General features: G+C 61.6%; 16 protein-coding genes and 1 pseudogene. 11 read left to right on the top strand and 6 right to left on the bottom strand.

Features of this window, described 5'->3' with window-relative positions; translation table 11 throughout:
- Positions 1–605 precede the first annotated feature (605 nt).
- Together NHAM_RS19300 and NHAM_RS19295 are read left to right on the top strand one after the other, a co-directional pair.
- Positions 606–872, top strand: coding sequence for a hypothetical protein (locus tag NHAM_RS19300; protein WP_011512119.1), 267 nt, complete (start codon positions 606–608; stop codon positions 870–872).
- 76 nt (positions 873–948) lie between these two features.
- Positions 949–1,161, top strand: a complete 213-nt coding sequence (locus tag NHAM_RS19295; protein WP_011512118.1) for a hypothetical protein — start codon at positions 949–951, stop codon at positions 1,159–1,161.
- A 227-nt stretch (positions 1,162–1,388) separates the two neighbouring features.
- On the opposite strand, the pseudogene NHAM_RS29095 reads toward NHAM_RS19295, so the two are convergent.
- Positions 1,389–2,296: pseudogene (locus tag NHAM_RS29095) on the bottom strand (L,D-transpeptidase family protein).
- Between the two features lie 89 nt (positions 2,297–2,385).
- On the opposite strand from NHAM_RS29095, the gene NHAM_RS19285 reads away from it, so the two are divergent.
- Both NHAM_RS19285 and NHAM_RS26930 read left to right on the top strand, forming a co-directional pair.
- On the top strand, positions 2,386–2,607 hold the full coding sequence (locus NHAM_RS19285; RefSeq protein WP_011512117.1) for a hypothetical protein: 222 nt from the start codon (positions 2,386–2,388) through the stop codon (positions 2,605–2,607).
- A 25-nt stretch (positions 2,608–2,632) separates the two neighbouring features.
- Positions 2,633–2,788 carry a hypothetical protein gene (locus NHAM_RS26930; protein WP_157043688.1) on the top strand — a complete coding sequence of 52 codons (156 nt, stop codon included), beginning with the start codon at positions 2,633–2,635 and terminating at the stop codon, positions 2,786–2,788.
- Positions 2,789–2,802: 14 nt separating this feature from the next.
- On the opposite strand, the gene NHAM_RS19280 is transcribed toward NHAM_RS26930, so the two are convergent.
- From NHAM_RS19280 to NHAM_RS19255, 5 genes are all read right to left on the bottom strand, one after another.
- On the bottom strand, positions 2,803–3,855 hold the full coding sequence (locus NHAM_RS19280; RefSeq protein WP_011512116.1) for a hypothetical protein: 1,053 nt from the start codon (positions 3,853–3,855) through the stop codon (positions 2,803–2,805).
- Between the two features lie 6 nt (positions 3,856–3,861).
- Positions 3,862–4,140: a hypothetical protein gene (locus NHAM_RS19275; protein ID WP_011512115.1), complete on the bottom strand. Its 279-nt coding sequence runs from the start codon at positions 4,138–4,140 to the stop codon at positions 3,862–3,864.
- Positions 4,121–4,990, bottom strand: a complete 870-nt coding sequence (locus NHAM_RS19270) for a hypothetical protein (protein ID WP_011512114.1) — start codon at positions 4,988–4,990, stop codon at positions 4,121–4,123. The genes NHAM_RS19275 and NHAM_RS19270 overlap by 20 nt, the downstream gene beginning before the upstream one ends.
- Positions 4,991–5,569, bottom strand: a complete 579-nt coding sequence (locus NHAM_RS19265) for a hypothetical protein (RefSeq protein WP_011512113.1) — start codon at positions 5,567–5,569, stop codon at positions 4,991–4,993.
- A 489-nt stretch (positions 5,570–6,058) separates the two neighbouring features.
- A complete protein-coding gene (locus tag NHAM_RS19255; protein WP_011512112.1) occupies positions 6,059–7,024 on the bottom strand; it encodes a LysR family transcriptional regulator in 966 nt (321 codons plus the stop codon).
- 131 nt (positions 7,025–7,155) lie between these two features.
- Between NHAM_RS19255 and NHAM_RS19250 the strand changes: the two genes are divergently transcribed.
- The 7 genes from NHAM_RS19250 to NHAM_RS19220 all read left to right on the top strand — a co-directional run bounded on the left by NHAM_RS19250 (position 7,156) and on the right by NHAM_RS19220 (position 15,529).
- Positions 7,156–8,193 carry a class 1 fructose-bisphosphatase gene (locus NHAM_RS19250; protein WP_011512111.1) on the top strand — a complete coding sequence of 346 codons (1,038 nt, stop codon included), beginning with the start codon at positions 7,156–7,158 and terminating at the stop codon, positions 8,191–8,193.
- 20 nt (positions 8,194–8,213) lie between these two features.
- On the top strand, positions 8,214–9,086 hold the full coding sequence (locus NHAM_RS19245) for a phosphoribulokinase (RefSeq protein ID WP_011505024.1): 873 nt from the start codon (positions 8,214–8,216) through the stop codon (positions 9,084–9,086).
- Between the two features lie 121 nt (positions 9,087–9,207).
- Positions 9,208–10,293: a class II fructose-bisphosphate aldolase gene (fba, locus tag NHAM_RS19240; protein WP_011505023.1), complete on the top strand. Its 1,086-nt coding sequence runs from the start codon at positions 9,208–9,210 to the stop codon at positions 10,291–10,293.
- 61 nt (positions 10,294–10,354) lie between these two features.
- Complete coding sequence (locus NHAM_RS19235; protein ID WP_011512110.1) at positions 10,355–11,821, top strand: form I ribulose bisphosphate carboxylase large subunit; 1,467 nt, start codon at positions 10,355–10,357, stop codon at positions 11,819–11,821.
- A 13-nt stretch (positions 11,822–11,834) separates the two neighbouring features.
- A complete protein-coding gene (locus tag NHAM_RS19230) occupies positions 11,835–12,260 on the top strand; it encodes a ribulose bisphosphate carboxylase small subunit (protein WP_011505021.1) in 426 nt (141 codons plus the stop codon).
- Positions 12,261–12,412: 152 nt separating this feature from the next.
- Positions 12,413–13,327 carry a CbbX protein gene (gene cbbX, locus NHAM_RS19225; protein WP_011505020.1) on the top strand — a complete coding sequence of 305 codons (915 nt, stop codon included), beginning with the start codon at positions 12,413–12,415 and terminating at the stop codon, positions 13,325–13,327.
- A 276-nt stretch (positions 13,328–13,603) separates the two neighbouring features.
- Complete coding sequence (locus NHAM_RS19220) at positions 13,604–15,529, top strand: propionyl-CoA synthetase (protein ID WP_011512109.1); 1,926 nt, start codon at positions 13,604–13,606, stop codon at positions 15,527–15,529.
- Positions 15,530–15,535: the final 6 nt, after the last annotated feature.

Genomic DNA, 15,535 nt, shown 5'->3' with positions numbered 1-15,535 from the left:
CGGTTAGGGATGAGCGCACGTGGAGTAAGCCATTTTCAAACGTCGCGTTCTTGGACATAATCGGCCGGGTTGAACTGGCGCAAGCGGTCCAACAAGAATTTACGGTCGAGTCCCCTTCGAGCTGGAACCTTAGGCCCGCAATCTTATTACGCGGTGCCGCCTGTTGAAGCGAGAAGGCGAGGCATCTCACCGGCACGACCCAGTTCGCGGAGCTGAAGGTTTGGATCAGTCGGCCCATGCCAGGCAAGCTTGCCCGGATTCACAAGATAGAAACCATAGAAAATTATTCGAAGATTTTAGCGGAACGACCCGGGCATTTGAGCGTCGGTTTGCCAGAGGGCAGACGCGATGACAGAGAGCGCCAGTTCTGAGAATCTAGGATCGCGCGTTGTAGGTTCTTGGAGCAGGAGGTGACCGATCCGTTTGCTGCTTGTCTGGTACACCTCATGAATCTTAGAGGTTGAGGCTGATCTCAGTATCGTACGGCCAATCAGGCAACCACGGGGCAGAGGCACGCCGCAACTAAGTAACTCCAACCCAAGCTGATGAACGGGCTCGCACATAGAAGCAAACTAAAGGGCAACGTGTTGCTATAACGACGCTTAGTGCAACGTTGCTTTCTCGGCGACGATCACTTCTCAAGCTGGAGGCGCACCGAGTTCGCCGCGCTGGTTCTCGGCACCCGGCCGGATCACTTCGTGCCGTCCCAACCTGCCGCTGCTGGCGAGCGGATCGCGGCCGGTGAGCTGGCTGCAGCCTATGTCGTCGCCATGGTTGCCGGTCTGGCAGGCCGAAGTCCGGGCGCTGACGACGCTGGCGCGAATGGCGGGCCTATCGTCCGGCGCCGGGCGTCTTCGGACTTAAAGGACTGACCTCCTGACTTGTCTTCGAGGACCGAGACCTCTGCCTGAATGACGGCCACCACAAGCACGAAATGGGAGGTGCCTCATGCCCCGCTTCATCGTCCGATTCCTGAAGGAAATACTCGGCGAAAACGGCCGGATATCCGAGGTCTGCCAGACCACCGTCGAACTAGAGGCCCAGGACGAGAGCGACGCGGAACGGAAGGCCAAGCTGAGGTTCTGCGATATCCATGGGATTCATGATTGGTCTCTGCATGCGGATCGCCTTAAGATCGACCCGGCCGACTTTCCCTCGTAGTCCCGGGTATCGCGGATCCAACCGACTACATCCGCTCGTTCAAGTGAAGGGCCGGGCTATCCCGATGAAGACGCGTGGCTCTTCGTCATGGCGGGTAGCCTTCAGTCGGCCGTTTCGCTTGCGCCAGTGACTTGTCGATCGGATGTGGACTATGGTCATAGCCGCGTTTGAGGGCGCCGATCACGTTGGGCGATGCACTCCGGGCCGTAGCAACGTTGGGGCGGCGGCTACTCGACGACGAACGTCACGGGCGTCCCCTTGGATACCCGTTGGGCCACGCGTTCGGCGTCCCAGTTCGTAAGACGGACGCAGCCGTGCGACTCCGACTTGGACACCTTTCCGGGGAATGGGGTACCATGGATGCCGTATCCCTCGATGGAAAGGTTGATCCATATCGTACCAACGGGATTGTTCGGCCCCGGTCTGATGGTGAACGGCTTGCGGGAATGGACGCCCTTGAAGTGGTAGGCCGGATTATAGCGGTAGGTCGGATTGCGGTTGATTTCCGTCACTTTCACTGTGCCGGTGGAGACGGCTTCTCCTCGCTGCCGACCGTCGCGGGGTAGAATCCGATAAGCGCGTTTGATTCGTCGAAGAGCTGCACGGTCTGCCGGTTCTTGTCGACTTCCACCTTGGCCGCCTTCTCGGACTTTTGATCGGCACCGGTGTCCACCACTGCGATGGTTTCCCCGGCGCGATCGAAGTGCCTTCCCGGGTTCAAGGCCGACAGCAGATCCTCGCTCATGTGAAACTTTTCGGCTAGACCCTCGCGCGCGCTGGTGTAGGCCAGCCTGGGGATGTCCTTCATATCTTCCAGCTTGGCCGGGAGCTTGCGAAGGAACGGCCCTGCGACGTCGTTGTCCGAGATGGTGTAGCTCGTGATCACTGGGCGGTCGTCCTTCGCAAGCTTCGCCCAGACGTCGGTGCTGACCTCGTCCGAACTCGGCAACTGCTCTGCCTCTTCGTATGCCCGCAGCGCCTTTTTCGCATTCTCTCCGAACCTGCCGTCGATCTCCCCCGGCGAGAAGTGCGCGCGGTCCAGCAGGACCTGCAGCCTGATCCCTACCGGGGTCGGCTTTGCGTTCGACAGGGTCTTCTTCGAGGGTTTGGCGGAATTGATCGCCGCGGGGTTGATTTCGGCACCGAGCGCGGCGCCAGCCACGGATGCCAGGACAAAACCGATGAAGATGCACTTCAAAGGAAAAAACGTTGGCAGGATCGCACATGAGATGGGTTTTGACAGCGGCTTGCGCCACCCTGCTTTCGTTCGCTCTTGCGCCCGCTGCGGACGCCAAAGGCTGCATCAAAGGGGCCATCGTCGGCGGCGTCGCGGGCCATGTGGCCGGACATGGCAAGCTGGGTGCCGCGGCAGGCTGCGTCGTCGGCCATCACGAAGCGAACAAGGCTGGCAAGGCGAAAGCCCAGGCGCCCTCGGGTCAGAAGTGATCCGGAAGCCGTCAGGTACCGGCGGTTGACGGGGCGCGTTCTTAGGATTGATGGAATCGCGGACAATCCGCTTCGGGTCTGGACCTACGAAGCGGTGCGCGACGTTCTGAAGGATCGCCACGGCATCATATTCCTCTATCCGAACAAGGCGCACGGCGAAGACGTGACGCTGAAGAATTGAAACGCGCCGGCCGACTAGCCCGGTGGTCGTGCTTCCTTCTTGGCCTTTGCCTCCCGCAGGCTTTCCAGCCAATCCAGCTTGATGACCCGTCGCACGTTCTGAACCTCTGCGGGGTCGGCCGTCGGCACCGGGCTCTTGCCGGAAGCCGCATTGGCGCGGGCGTAATGCTTGCTCGCCGTGTCGTCGCTTCCGTGCCCGGAGAGCGCGGCGACGACCGCCAAGGCCTCCAGCCGTTCGGCAGGGCCTTGACCTTTGCGCACATAGAACGCCTTCCAACCGGCGATAGCGACGTGGCGGGCCGAGTACAGGGTCGGCCATTCCTTGCGGCGAGGCCACAGCGCCCGCGTGATTTCCCAGAGTTGATGCCCGATCGTGTTGAGGCGGCGATCGTAGTCGCCGTCCTGCGCGATCGTGATCCAGGTGAGGATATCCTCCACGACGTCCAGCGCCAGCTCTTCCCAGTGCAAGGTCCGGACCGGTCCGTGGGCACGGCCGTTCGTGGCCTTGGCGTTTTCGACGACGAGCATCCAGCGATAGCCGTCGCGGGTGGACTCGCCGAAGCGCGCGCGAGGCCATTCGCAGGGTCTCAAACCCGTCGGCAGGCTCGCTTTGAAGTATCGCACCAGCTCGATCGCGCTCTGCGTCTGCCTAGCCAACGCCGCGTGCTCGATCCGCACCAGGTCATTCGCTGCCGGCGATTTGTCCTTGGTGCGCGACGTCACCGGCTTCTTCTCCCCTTCGGGGGCCGGTTTCTCCTGCTTGAGCCGTTCGATCGCGGTCTTGATCTCCTTGGCGACGGGTTCGTCGACCAAGGCAGCGGTCTGCTCCAGCGTGCTGATTACGGCGCTGCGGACGACACGCCACGAGTTTGCCAGATAGTCGCCCTTCTTGCCGATGACGAAGGAGACGAGCATGCTCGGCGTCAGGTCGATGGTATCCGCCCGCTGTCCCGTCGCTTTCGCGAGTTCGCGTTGCGCCGCCGCTGCAAGCTGCCGGCAGCGACGCGCATAATCCTTTTTGGTGCGGAGAGATTGCGGCGGCGAGGGAGTGGCTTTCGGCTCGGACATGTTCACCTACCAGTGCAGCCGGTCGCGCACGGCCGCGGCATGACGACGGAGCGCGACGAGGCGCAGAAGCAGGGGTGCGAGCCCGAGCCGATGCTCGAGCTCGCAGAGGAAGATCAGCGCGTAGACGCGGCGCCGCGGAAGCAGGCAGGTCACAGCGGCGTGCGGCGGCCGGCGATGGACGCGGTAGTGGCCGCGGATCCGCTCTTCGGCCCCGCGCCGCAGCGCCGGCGCCTGGGACTCGATCGCGGCCAGACGCTTCAGGAATCTAGCTCGTCGGGTCCGCATCCGCGCCCGCCAGAACCCGCAGCATCTCGCTCTCGGCGGCCCTCCAGAACGCCGCAACGTGCATCTGGAAGGCCGTCACCAGATAGCGGCTCTCACTCCCGAACCGCTGCCTGAGCACGGTCGGCTTCATCTCGATGACCTCGTGCATGGTAAGACCGGCGGCCTGGCACGCCTGCCAGCTTTCTCCGGAGACCGCCGGCACTTTGATGACAGGCAGGCCTTTCGCCGCTTTCATGAGATCCCTGAAAACGCGCTTCTCTTCAGTTCCGTCCACGAAGGCGAAGTTGCCGGTCCGGCGATTGAGCAGCAGCGCCACGTCGATACCGGGTACGATGTCTCGGGTCAGTTCGATCAGCTCGCGCGCCTGAGCCATCCGGTCGCTCAGGCAGGTCGTAGTCACGACGCTGAGACCGCGCATGCCCAGCTCCGAGAGCTGGGAGTCGAACTGCGTCGCCGCGTAAATCTGGGCACGCAGCGAAGAAAGGCCGCCGCCCCAATCGAGAACGATCACCGGACGCGCCTCGTCGAGAGCCGCCGCCTCGATGATCTCGAAGACCGGCCGAAGCACGGCCGCCTCCGCGCCGGGGAGGCGGGCCGCCGCCGCGAAATTCTCCGTGTCGATGTGGACGACGTCGCCCGACTGTCGCGACCGAGCCGCTTTGGACTCGATCCGGATCGCCTTGATCGGGATGCCGAACTGGACGAGCAGCTGCGTCGTGAAGTCGGCGAGCGTCGACTTGCCGACATGGGAGGCGACTGAGACGAACTCGAGGAAGCGATACGCGGGAACGAACTCGGCGACGGCGGCGGTCGAAGTCTTGGGGGCGGCGATCGTGATGGGGTCGGTCATCTAGTCCTCCATGGAAGCGCGAGCGAGAAAATCGATCAGCCGCGTCTTGTGGTCGGAGCGGCGGACTTCGGGGGCCTCATGGCCCGAAGAGGAAACCTGCGTGCCGAACACCAGGTCGATGTCGTTCGGCGCGACGGTCCGCGGGGGCGCGGATTGGCTCGCAAAGACGAGGTCGGGCTTTGGATCACCGACATCGGCATGCCGGCGATGGAGCCTCGATACGGAGGAGGGGGCGGCGGTACGAGCAGGGAGCGCGATCTGGGCGCGGCGCTTGGAGCCGCGGGAGCGGACATCGGCCCGGGCGCGGGCCCGGCTGATCGCCGACGACAGCGTGGCTGCGGTCAGCGCGGCGCCGTCCGGTCCTGTGATGCCGTAAAGGCCGAGCACCTCGACCATGTCGGCGTGGGTGGCGTGGTACTCGCGCCGGAGCCGGAGCAGCAGGGCCAAATGATCGTCGACGATCTGCTGGGTTTGAGCGCGGCCGAATGGGCCGCGGCCGATCTCCCGGATCTCATCGAACTCCCGCCGGATGTCCGGGGGCAGCGCGTCCAGGCACGCCCGAAGCTCCAGCGCGGTCATGACCTGACCTCGCCGAAACGGTCTGCCGGCTTATGCACGGCCGAATGGGAGCAGCGGCGCCCATGATCGGCTTTTGCACGCAATCTGCACGCAGGGCAGTTCTGGCGCCCGAATTTCGGAAATTCGAGGTAGTCTGAAGTCGTCTTAAGTCGTTGAAAATCCGGGGAGTAGAGATCCGGCCGGTGCGTTCGGGACGCAGGGGTCGCAGGTTCGAATCCTGCCACTCCGACCATTATTTCAACGACTTATAATTTCGATGCGTCGGCCGCGCAACGCAGCGCGCGACGAATTGACCCGTCACGCGTGCCTGGGCCGTATGCTAGAGCGGGATGAGGAGTGTGTAGCGGTTTTCCGCCCGCATCCCACTCTAAAATATTGGAATCGATCACGTTCATGCATTGGAAGCGTTGACCGAGCGAGCGCGTTTTGCGGGATCATCGATCAATGGCCGATAGCGAACGGCACGAGCTCAAAAGGCGCCGGAGCAATTCATTTAACCGGCGCGGGCCTTGGGTCGGTCCAAGCGGCGCCAGTCGGCGTTTGCGGCAAGAACTGCTTGCCGTTGGCGACCAGAAAGTCGAGCATTTCCTGCGCCGGAGGAAGCAAGACCTTGTCTTTCCTCCGGACAACGAACCACTGTCGCACGATCGGAAGACCGGCGACATCGAGCGTGATCAGCCGGCCCTCCTTCAGTTCGACGGCCACCGTGTGCGCGGAGATGAAGGCGATCCCGAGACCGGCGATGACCGCTTGCTTGATGGTCTCGTTGCTGCCCATCTCCATGCCGATCTGGGGTTCAAGATAGCTGTTCTCAAAAAACTGTTCCATCAGGAACCGGGTGCCGGAACCCGGTTCGCGGGACATGAACGTTTCCTGCGCCAGATCGACCGCCGCAAGTTCGGAAGCGTTTGCAAGCCGATGTCCTGCCGGCGCGATGACGACATGCGGATGGTCGCCGACCAGATGGATGTCCAGTTCGATGTCGGGAGGCGGGTGACCCATGATCGCGAAATCGAGCGCATAGCCGCGCAATGCCTGACGTATCTCCTGGCGGTTGACGATCGTCAGGCTGATGTCGGTTCCCGGATGGAGCTTCGAGAAGGCGGCGATCGCAGACGGGACGAAATACTTTGCGGTGCTGACCGCGCCGATCGATATGCGCCCGCCGGTTCGACCTACGATCATGTCGAGCGATGTCGCGCAACTGTCGATCGCAGCTTCAATGCGTTCGTAGAGAGCGTACAGTTCTTGTCCGGCCGGCGTAAGGATCATCCCGTCGCTGGTCCGCTGAAGCAAAGGCAAACCGCAAAGTTGCTGAAGGTTTCGGATCTGGAGCGTGACCGCGGGTTGGGTCAAATGAAGCTTGTTGGCGGCAGCCGTTACGCTGCCGCCGGCGGCGACCGACGCCAGTGCGCGAAGCTGACGAAAAGTAACGTCTCGAAGATTCGAGATCATATAAGAAAAATTTTGGTTCGATGAAGCATATTGAAATTGTACTTATTACGTGTAACGAGTCAATGATCATCAACGCTCTAGAAAACGGCAAATCGGCATTCTGCCGATCGTGGCCGAGGGGAGGCAACTGAATGAGCCGAGAGCTGACACTGCAGGAGAGGTTGGACGGAGAAGCGGGACCGGATCCGCTTCGCCAAGCAGTGAAGAAAGCCGTAGCTGCGCTTGCGCAGGCTGCGATCGATATTTCCGATCTGACGTGCCGCGGCGCGTTGGCCGGGATCACCGGAGAGGCACAAGGACGCAACACCGACGGGGATGTTCAGAAGGATCTCGATGTTCGCGCCGATCAAATCATCCGCGACGCTCTCGGCGCTCTGCCGATCGCCGTGCTTGCCTCGGAGGAAATGGCGGAACTGGACATTCTGAATCCGGGCGCGCCGATTAGCGTTGCGTTCGATCCGCTGGACGGCTCGTCGAACATCAACACGAACATATCGGTGGGTACGATTTTCTCAATCATGCCCACTCCACCCGATGCCAGCGCCGCCTTTACCCAACCTGGCAGCGCGCAGCTTGCGGCTGGTTTCGTTGTCTACGGCCCGCAAACCTCTCTCATCCTCACCCTCGGGCAGGGTGTCGATATCTTTACGCTCGATCGCGTCGAGAGGGTGTTCAAGCTCACGGGATCGATGATGCAGATCCCGGCGGATGCAACCGAGTTCGCTATCAACACCTCGAACAGGCGGCACTGGGATTTACCGGTTCGCGCCTATATCGATGAATGCCTCATGGGAGCCGATGGGCCGAGCGGCAAGAATTTCAACATGCGTTGGATCGGCTCGCTGGTCGCGGAGGCTTTCCGCATTCTCGTTCGCGGCGGCATATTCCTGTATCCCGGAGACGCCCGGGATGGCTACGAAGATGGCCGCCTGCGCCTGGTCTATGAGGCGCACCCGATGGCGTTCATCATCGAGCAAGCGGGCGGTGGCGCCTCCACCGGACGAAAACGAATTCTCGATATCGTGCCCGGCAGCCTCCATCAGCGAGTTCCGCTGATCATGGGTTCGATCAAGAACGTCCGGCGGCTCGAAGATATGCACACGGGACCTAACGTCGCTTTGGAAGCGAATGCACCGTTGTTCGGGCATCGCGGCCTGTTTCGCGTTTGAATTGAGGGGCTGTCGCAATCGTGTCCAGAAAGTATCCTATCATATCAATCACGGGTTCGTCGGGCGCCGGCACGACATCCGTCAAGCGGACTTTCGAGCAGATTTTCCGCCGCGAGAATGTCGTGGCTGCGTACATCGAAGGAGACGCGTTCCACCGTTACAACCGTGCCGACATGCGCACGCGCATGGCCGAGGAGTCGGATCGGGGCAACAAGCATTTCAGTCACTTCAGTCCCGAGACCAATTTGTTCGACGAACTGGAGGCTGTGTTCCGGAGCTATAGCGAAAGCGGAACCGGCAATACGCGTTACTATGTCCACGACGATGTGGAATCCGCGAAGCACGGTGTCCCTCCCGGGACGTTCACCGACTGGCAGGCGCTGCCGGAGAACTCGGACCTGTTATTTTACGAAGGTCTGCACGGGGCGGTCGTGACCGACAAGGTGAATGTTGCCCAATACGCGGATCTCAAGATCGGCGTCGTTCCCGTGATCAACCTCGAATGGATCCAGAAGCTGCATCGGGATCGCAGTGCGCGGGGCTATTCCACGGAGGCGGTCACCGACACCATCCTTCGGAGGATGCCGGATTACGTCAACTATATCTGTCCTCAGTTCGCCGAGACGGACATCAACTTCCAGCGCGTGCCGACGGTGGATACTTCAAATCCGTTCATCGCCCGGTGGATACCCACGCCCGACGAATCGATGGTCGTGATCCGTCTCAAGAACCCGCGCGGCATCGACTTCCCGTACCTGCTGTCGATGATTCCGAACAGCTTCATGTCGCGCGCGAACTCGATTGTCATTCACGGGTCCAAGATGGATCTCGCGATGCAGTTGATCCTGACGCCGCTGATCCTTCAGCTTATCGACCGGAAGAGGCGGGCATGAGTGAACTGATCGCATTTCCGCAAGCGGCAGCCTCGGCCGCGTCGAAACGGGGCGTGACCAAAAATATGATCGCGCGAAGCGCGACGTCTTATCAGGGCAGCCAAATGGGGAGGGAACCGACATGGCGCGCATAACACTGAGACAGTTGCTGGATCATGCCGCGGAGCACGGCTACGGCGTACCGGCGTTCAATATCAACAATATGGAGCAGGGGCTTGCCATCATGGAGGCCGCGGCCGCCGTCGACGCGCCGGTCATCCTCCAGGCCTCGCGCGGCGCGCGCTCCTACGCCAACGACATCATGCTGGCGAAAATGATCGACGCGCTGGAGCAGATGTATCCGCAGATTCCGCTGTGCATGCATCAGGATCACGGCAACGAAGAAGCGACTTGCGCCACCGCGATCAAGTACGGCTTCACCTCGGTGATGATGGACGGCTCGCTCAAGGCCGACGCCAAGTCCGCCGCCGACTACGAGTACAACGTCGATATCACCCGCCGCGTCGTCGACATGGCGCACTGGGTCGGCGCTTCGGTGGAAGGCGAACTGGGTGTGCTCGGCTCGCTCGAACACGGCGGCGGCGAGCAGGAGGACGGGCATGGTATCGAAGGCCCGGTCAGCCACGATCAATTGCTGACCGATCCGGATCAGGCCGTCGATTTTGTTCGCGCGACCAAGGTCGACGCCCTGGCGATCGCGATGGGCACCTCGCACGGCGCCTACAAGTTCTCGCGCAAGCCGGACGGCGACATTCTCGCCATGAAAGTGGTCGAGGAGATTCACCGCCGCCTTCCGAATACGCATCTGGTGATGCACGGCTCATCCTCGGTGCCGCAACATCTGCAGGATGAATTCAATAAGTTCGGCGGCGAGATGCCGCAGACTTGGGGCGTGCCGGTCGAGGAGATCGTTCGCGGCATCAAGCATGGCGTCCGCAAGGTCAATATCGATACCGACTGCCGCCTGGCGATGACGGCTGTATTTCGGAAGATCGCGACCAGCAACAGAAGCGAATTCGATCCACGCAAGTTCCTAAAACCGGCGATGGATGCGATGCGCGACCTCTGCCGCGAGCGCTTCGAACAGTTCGGCACTGCCGGAAATGCCGCGAAGATCAGGGTGATCCCATTGTCTGAAATGGCCAAGCTCTATCGCGCCGGCAAACTTGATCCGCGTATCGGCGAAACAGCCGTCGCCGCGGAGTGAAATACGATCCGAATCTGTCGCGGATCACACAAAGAGAGACAGAAAAGAGAAGGAGAACAACATGAACGTCCTTAACGAGAAGTCGCTGACGGTTCGCGGCAAGGACCGTTATAAATCCGGTGTCATGTCCTACAAGAAGATGGGCTATTGGGAGCCCGACTATACGCCGAAGGACACGGACATCATTTGTCTGTTTCGGGTTACGCCGCAGGACGGCGTCGACCCGATCGAAGCGGCTGCGGCGGTGGCCGGCGAATCCTCGACCGCGACCTGGACCGTGGTGTGGACGGATCGTCTGACGGCGGCGGAAAAGTATCGCGCCAAGTGCTACCGCGTCGATCCGGTCCCGGGGGCGGAAGGCCAGTACTTCGCCTATATCGCCTACGATCTCGACCTGTTCGAATCCGGCTCGATCTCCAACCTCACCGCGTCGGTCATCGGTAACGTGTTCGGCTTCAAGCCGCTTAAGGCCCTGCGCCTCGAGGACATGAGGCTGCCGGTCGCCTACGTCAAGACGTTCAAAGGACCGCCCACCGGCATCGTCGTCGAGCGCGAGCGTCTCGACAAGTTCGGCCGGCCGCTGCTCGGCGCCACCGTCAAGCCGAAGCTCGGCCTGTCCGGCCGCAATTACGGCCGCGTGGTCTATGAGGCGCTGAAGGGCGGTCTCGACTTCACCAAGGACGACGAGAACATCAACTCGCAGCCGTTCATGCACTGGCGTGAACGTTTCCTCTACTGCATGGAAGCGGTCAACCGCGCCCAGGCAGCGACCGGCGAAGTCAAGGGCAGCTACCTCAACGTCACCGCGGCGACGATGGAGGACATGTACGAGCGTGCCGAGTTCGCCAAGGAGCTAGGGTCGGTGGTCGTCATGATCGATCTGGTGATCGGCTACACCGCGATCCAGTCGATGTCGAACTGGGCGCGCAAAAACGACATGATCCTGCATCTGCATCGCGCCGGTCATTCGACCTACACGCGGCAGCGCAATCACGGCGTGTCGTTCCGCGTCATCTCCAAATGGATGCGGCTCGCCGGTGTCGATCACATCCACGCCGGAACCGTGGTCGGCAAGCTGGAAGGCGATCCGCTGACCACGCGCGGCTACTACGATATCTGCCGCGAAGAGCACAATCCGATGCAGCTCGAGCATGGCATCTTCTTCGACCAGAACTGGGCGAGCCTCAACAAGATGATGCCGGTTGCTTCCGGCGGCATTCATGCCGGCCAGATGCACCAGCTCATCCAGCATCTCGGTGAGGACGTAGTGTTGCAGTTCGGCGGCGGCACCATCGGTCACCCGATGGGCATCCAGGCCGGCGCGATCGCCAATCGCGTGGCGCTGGAGGCGATGATCCTCGCCCGCAACGAGGGCCGCGATTACGTCAGCGAAGGTCCGGATATCCTGGCCAAGGCAGCCGCAAGCTGCACGCCGTTGAAGCAGGCGCTCGAAGTGTGGAAGGACGTCACCTTCAACTACCAATCCACCGACGCGCCCGATTATGTAACGACCCCGGCCGTAGCGTAAAGGAGGACATTATATGCGTATTACTCAAGGTTGTTTTTCGTTCCTGCCCGATCTGACCGACGAGCAGATTTCCAAGCAGATCCAGTACTGCCTCACCCAGGGCTGGGCGGTGAACATCGAGTTCACCGACGATCCGCATCCCCGCAACACGTATTGGGACATGTGGAATCTGCCGATGTTCGACCTGAAGGACGCGGCAGGCGTGCTGATGGAACTGAACGAGTGCCGGAAGGTCTATGGCGACCGCTACATCCGGATGTCTGCATTCGATTCCAGCCATGGCTGGGAGTCGGTGAAGATTTCGTTCATCGTCAACAGGCCCAAGGATGAGCCGGGCTTCCGGCTCGAGCGCCAGGAGTCCGACAACCGCAACATCCGGTACACCACGACGTCGTATGCGGTGACCGCACGTCCCGAGGGTCAGCGTTACTCCTCGTGACATGATTCCATCCGGTTCAAACTAGGGCGATCCATCCTCCCGATCGTCCAGTTCCGGATGTACTGCTCCGTCGTCTCGCATGGCGACGGAGCTTTTCTCCCCCGAGCGGTTTCAAAAGAAGCCACCGACCGAGGCTATCAGGACCACCGTCGATGCAAGAAAAAGTCAACATTCGCGAGGAACTCGAAGCCGTCGGAATCGGAGAGATTCTCGCGCAACTCGATCGAGAGCTTATCGGTCTCAAACCCGTCAAGACGCGTCTCCAGGAAATTTCCTCTCTGTTGCTTGTCGAACGGATACGCAAGAAAATGGAACTGACGTCGGAGACTCCGACGTTGCATATGTCGTTCACCGGGAATCCCGGCACCGGCAAAACCACCGTTGCCTTACGGATGGCCGATATTCTCCATCGCCTCGGTTATGTGCGCCGTGGTCATGTCGTGTCGGTCACGCGCGACGAATTGGTCGGACAGTATATCGGTCACACCGCGCCGAAGACCAAAGAGATATTGAAAAAGGCGATGGGCGGCGTGCTGTTCATCGACGAGGCCTATTACCTCCACCGGCCCGACAACGAGCGCGACTACGGCCAGGAAGCCATCGAGATCCTGCTTCAGGTCATGGAGTCGCAGCGCGAGGACCTGGTGGTGATTCTCGCGGGCTACGCCGACCGTATGGAAAAATTCTTCTCCAGCAATCCCGGCTTCCGCTCGCGCATCGCGCATCACATCGACTTCCCCGACTACAGCAACGACGAACTGCTCGCGATCGCGGAAGTCATGCTGAGCAAGATGAACTATAAATTCAACCCCGAAGCCCGCGAGGCGTTTGTACGCTACATCGCCTTGCGCAAGGCCCAGCCCTTGTTCTCCAACGCGCGTTCGATCCGCAACGCGTTGGACCGTATCCGCCTGCGTCAGGCCAATCGCCTGGTCGCGGACCAGAACGCCGTTCTCTCTGTCGAGGATGTCAAGTCGATCACAGCGTCCGACGTTCTTGCCAGTCGCGTGTTTGAGACGTCGCAGCCTGCCGTCGTCGAGCAACTGATGGACAAGAGGAAGCGGTAGCCAATTGCGGGACCGGCCATTGCGGCCGCGTCCCGTCTTGCCGCAGATGTCGCACATCTCGGAGAAGTGAGACGAGAGATCGATGCCGCCGGCGTCGATCGGCCCATTGCGGCACGATAAATCGCGGCCGCGCCGGCAACGCAACTGATGCCCGGCATAAATCCGGCATGGCGATTCAATCGAAGTCCTTTAGAAGGAGATGCTCCGTAAGAACAAGACCGCCACCCTTGAAATGGGGGCCGCATCCCGTGAGAATGAATAAACGGGAGAAATGCCATGAGCATTCAGGAGAAGAGCCGCTACCGCGAGGTCTACGCCCGCGCGCTTAGCGATCCCGACGGGTTCTGGGCCGACGCCGCGCGCGACATCGACTGGATCGAGCCGGCGAAAAAGACCTTCGACCCCGCGATGGGGCTTTATGGCCGCTGGTTCGCCGGCGCCGTGGTCAATACCTGCTACAACGCGCTGGACCGCCATGTCGCCGCCGGCCGGGCCGATCAGGTCGCGCTGATCCATGATTCGCCGCTGGCCAATCCGGGCGGGCCGAGCGTCATTACCACCTTCACCTATGCCGAACTGCTCAAGGAGGTGCAGACGCTCGCCGCGGTCATGCAGGATTTCGGCGTCGCCAAGGGCGACCGCGTCGTACTTTACATGCCGATGGTGCCCGAGGCGGTGGTGGCGATGCTGGCCTGCGCGCGGATAGGCGCGGTGCACTCCGTGGTGTTTGGCGGCTTTGCGGCCAAGGAGCTTGCGACCCGGATCGACGATGCCAAGCCGAAGCTGATCTTTTCAGCGAGTTGCGGCCTGGAGCCGGGCCGCATCGTGCAGTACAAGCCGCTGCTCGACGAGGCACTGAAACTTGCCACCGCCGGGCCCGGCGCGTGCATCATCCTGCAACGGCCGCAGCAGCGCTGCGACTTGATCGCGGGCCGCGATCACGACTGGACGACGCTGCGCGATGCCGCGATGGCGGCGAAGAAGTCCGCGCCTTGCGTGCCGGTGCTCGCCACCGATCCGCTCTATATTCTCTACACTTCCGGCACCACCGGGGTGCCGAAAGGCGTGGTGCGCGACAATGGCGGCCATCTGGTCGCGCTGAAATGGTCGATGTTCAACCTCTATGGCGTCAAGCCCGGCGAGGTCTGGTGGTGCGGCTCCGATATCGGCTGGGTGGTCGGCCACAGCTACATCGTCTACGGGCCGCTGATTCACGGCACGACCACGATCATGTACGAAGGCAAGCCGATCGGCACGCCCGATGCCGGGGCGTTCTGGCGCGTTATCGCGCAGCACAAGGTGGTGGCGTTCTTCACCGCGCCGACCGCGTTCCGCGCCATCAAAAAGGAGGACCCGGACGGGGCCTTCATCCGCAAATATGATCTGTCCGAATTCCGCACGCTGTTTTTGGCTGGTGAGCGCGCCGATCCGCCGACGGTGGAATGGGCGGAGAAGCAGTTGAAGGTGCCGGTGATCGATCACTGGTGGCAGACCGAAACCGGCTGGGGCATCGTCGGCAACCCGGTCGGGCTCGGGCAACTGCCGGTCAAACACGGCTCGCCCACGGTCGCGATGCCGGGCTATCAGGTCGATATCGTCGATGAGGCTGCGAAGCCGCTGCCGGCCGGCACCATGGGTTCGATCGTTATCAAGCTGCCGCTGCCGCCGGGCTGCCTGCCGACCTTGTGGCAGCAGGACGAACGCTGCAAGGAAGCCTATTTCAACGAGTTTCCCGGCTACTACAAAACCTCCGACGCGGGCTACAAGGACGAGGACGGCTACATCTTCGTCATGGGCCGCACCGACGACATCATCAATGTCGCCGGTCATAGGCTGTCCACCGGCGGCATGGAGGAAATTCTCGCCTCGCATCCCGATGTCGCGGAATGCGCGGTGCTCGGCATCAGTGACACCATCAAGGGCGAGGTGCCGTGCGGCCTCTTGGTGTTGAAGGCCGGCGTGACGCGCGACGGCGCCGAGATCGAGAAGGAGGTCGTGGCGCTGGTGCGCGAGAAGCTCGGTCCGGTCGCGGCATTCAAGCTCGCGATCACGGTGAACAGGCTGCCGAAGACGCGCTCCGGAAAAATCCTGCGCGGCACCATCAAGAAGATCGCGGATGGCGAGGCATGGACGATGCCCGCGACCATCGAGGATCCGAAGGTGCTCGACGAGATTCAAAGCGCGTTAAAGAGCAGGATGTAGCAACGT

Origin of the sequence: Nitrobacter hamburgensis X14 (assembly GCF_000013885.1) — a bacterium.
GTDB lineage: Bacteria > Pseudomonadota > Alphaproteobacteria > Rhizobiales > Xanthobacteraceae > Nitrobacter > Nitrobacter hamburgensis.
The sequence above is the reverse complement of the archived record's forward strand: the minus strand, read 5'-3'. Positions and strand labels throughout refer to the sequence as shown.

Bases quoted from the DNA above. Each gene is read 5' to 3' on its own strand.
- NHAM_RS19255 (WP_011512112.1), bottom strand. From the start codon at position 7,024: ATGATCTCGAATCTTCGAGACGTTACTTTTCGTCAGCTTCGCGCACTG.
- NHAM_RS19270 (WP_011512114.1), bottom strand. From the start codon at position 4,990: ATGACCGACCCCATCACGATCGCCGCCCCCAAGACTTCGACCGCCGCC.
- NHAM_RS19265 (WP_011512113.1), bottom strand. From the start codon at position 5,569: ATGACCGCGCTGGAGCTTCGGGCGTGCCTGGACGCGCTGCCCCCGGAC.
- NHAM_RS19250 (WP_011512111.1), top strand. From the start codon at position 7,156: ATGAGCCGAGAGCTGACACTGCAGGAGAGGTTGGACGGAGAAGCGGGA.
- NHAM_RS19285 (WP_011512117.1), top strand. From the start codon at position 2,386: ATGAGATGGGTTTTGACAGCGGCTTGCGCCACCCTGCTTTCGTTCGCT.
- cbbX (WP_011505020.1), top strand. From the start codon at position 12,413: ATGCAAGAAAAAGTCAACATTCGCGAGGAACTCGAAGCCGTCGGAATC.
- fba (WP_011505023.1), top strand. From the start codon at position 9,208: ATGGCGCGCATAACACTGAGACAGTTGCTGGATCATGCCGCGGAGCAC.
- NHAM_RS19275 (WP_011512115.1), bottom strand. From the start codon at position 4,140: ATGCGGACCCGACGAGCTAGATTCCTGAAGCGTCTGGCCGCGATCGAG.
- NHAM_RS19295 (WP_011512118.1), top strand. From the start codon at position 949: ATGCCCCGCTTCATCGTCCGATTCCTGAAGGAAATACTCGGCGAAAAC.
- NHAM_RS19280 (WP_011512116.1), bottom strand. From the start codon at position 3,855: ATGTCCGAGCCGAAAGCCACTCCCTCGCCGCCGCAATCTCTCCGCACC.
- NHAM_RS19220 (WP_011512109.1), top strand. From the start codon at position 13,604: ATGAGCATTCAGGAGAAGAGCCGCTACCGCGAGGTCTACGCCCGCGCG.
- NHAM_RS19230 (WP_011505021.1), top strand. From the start codon at position 11,835: ATGCGTATTACTCAAGGTTGTTTTTCGTTCCTGCCCGATCTGACCGAC.
- NHAM_RS19235 (WP_011512110.1), top strand. From the start codon at position 10,355: ATGAACGTCCTTAACGAGAAGTCGCTGACGGTTCGCGGCAAGGACCGT.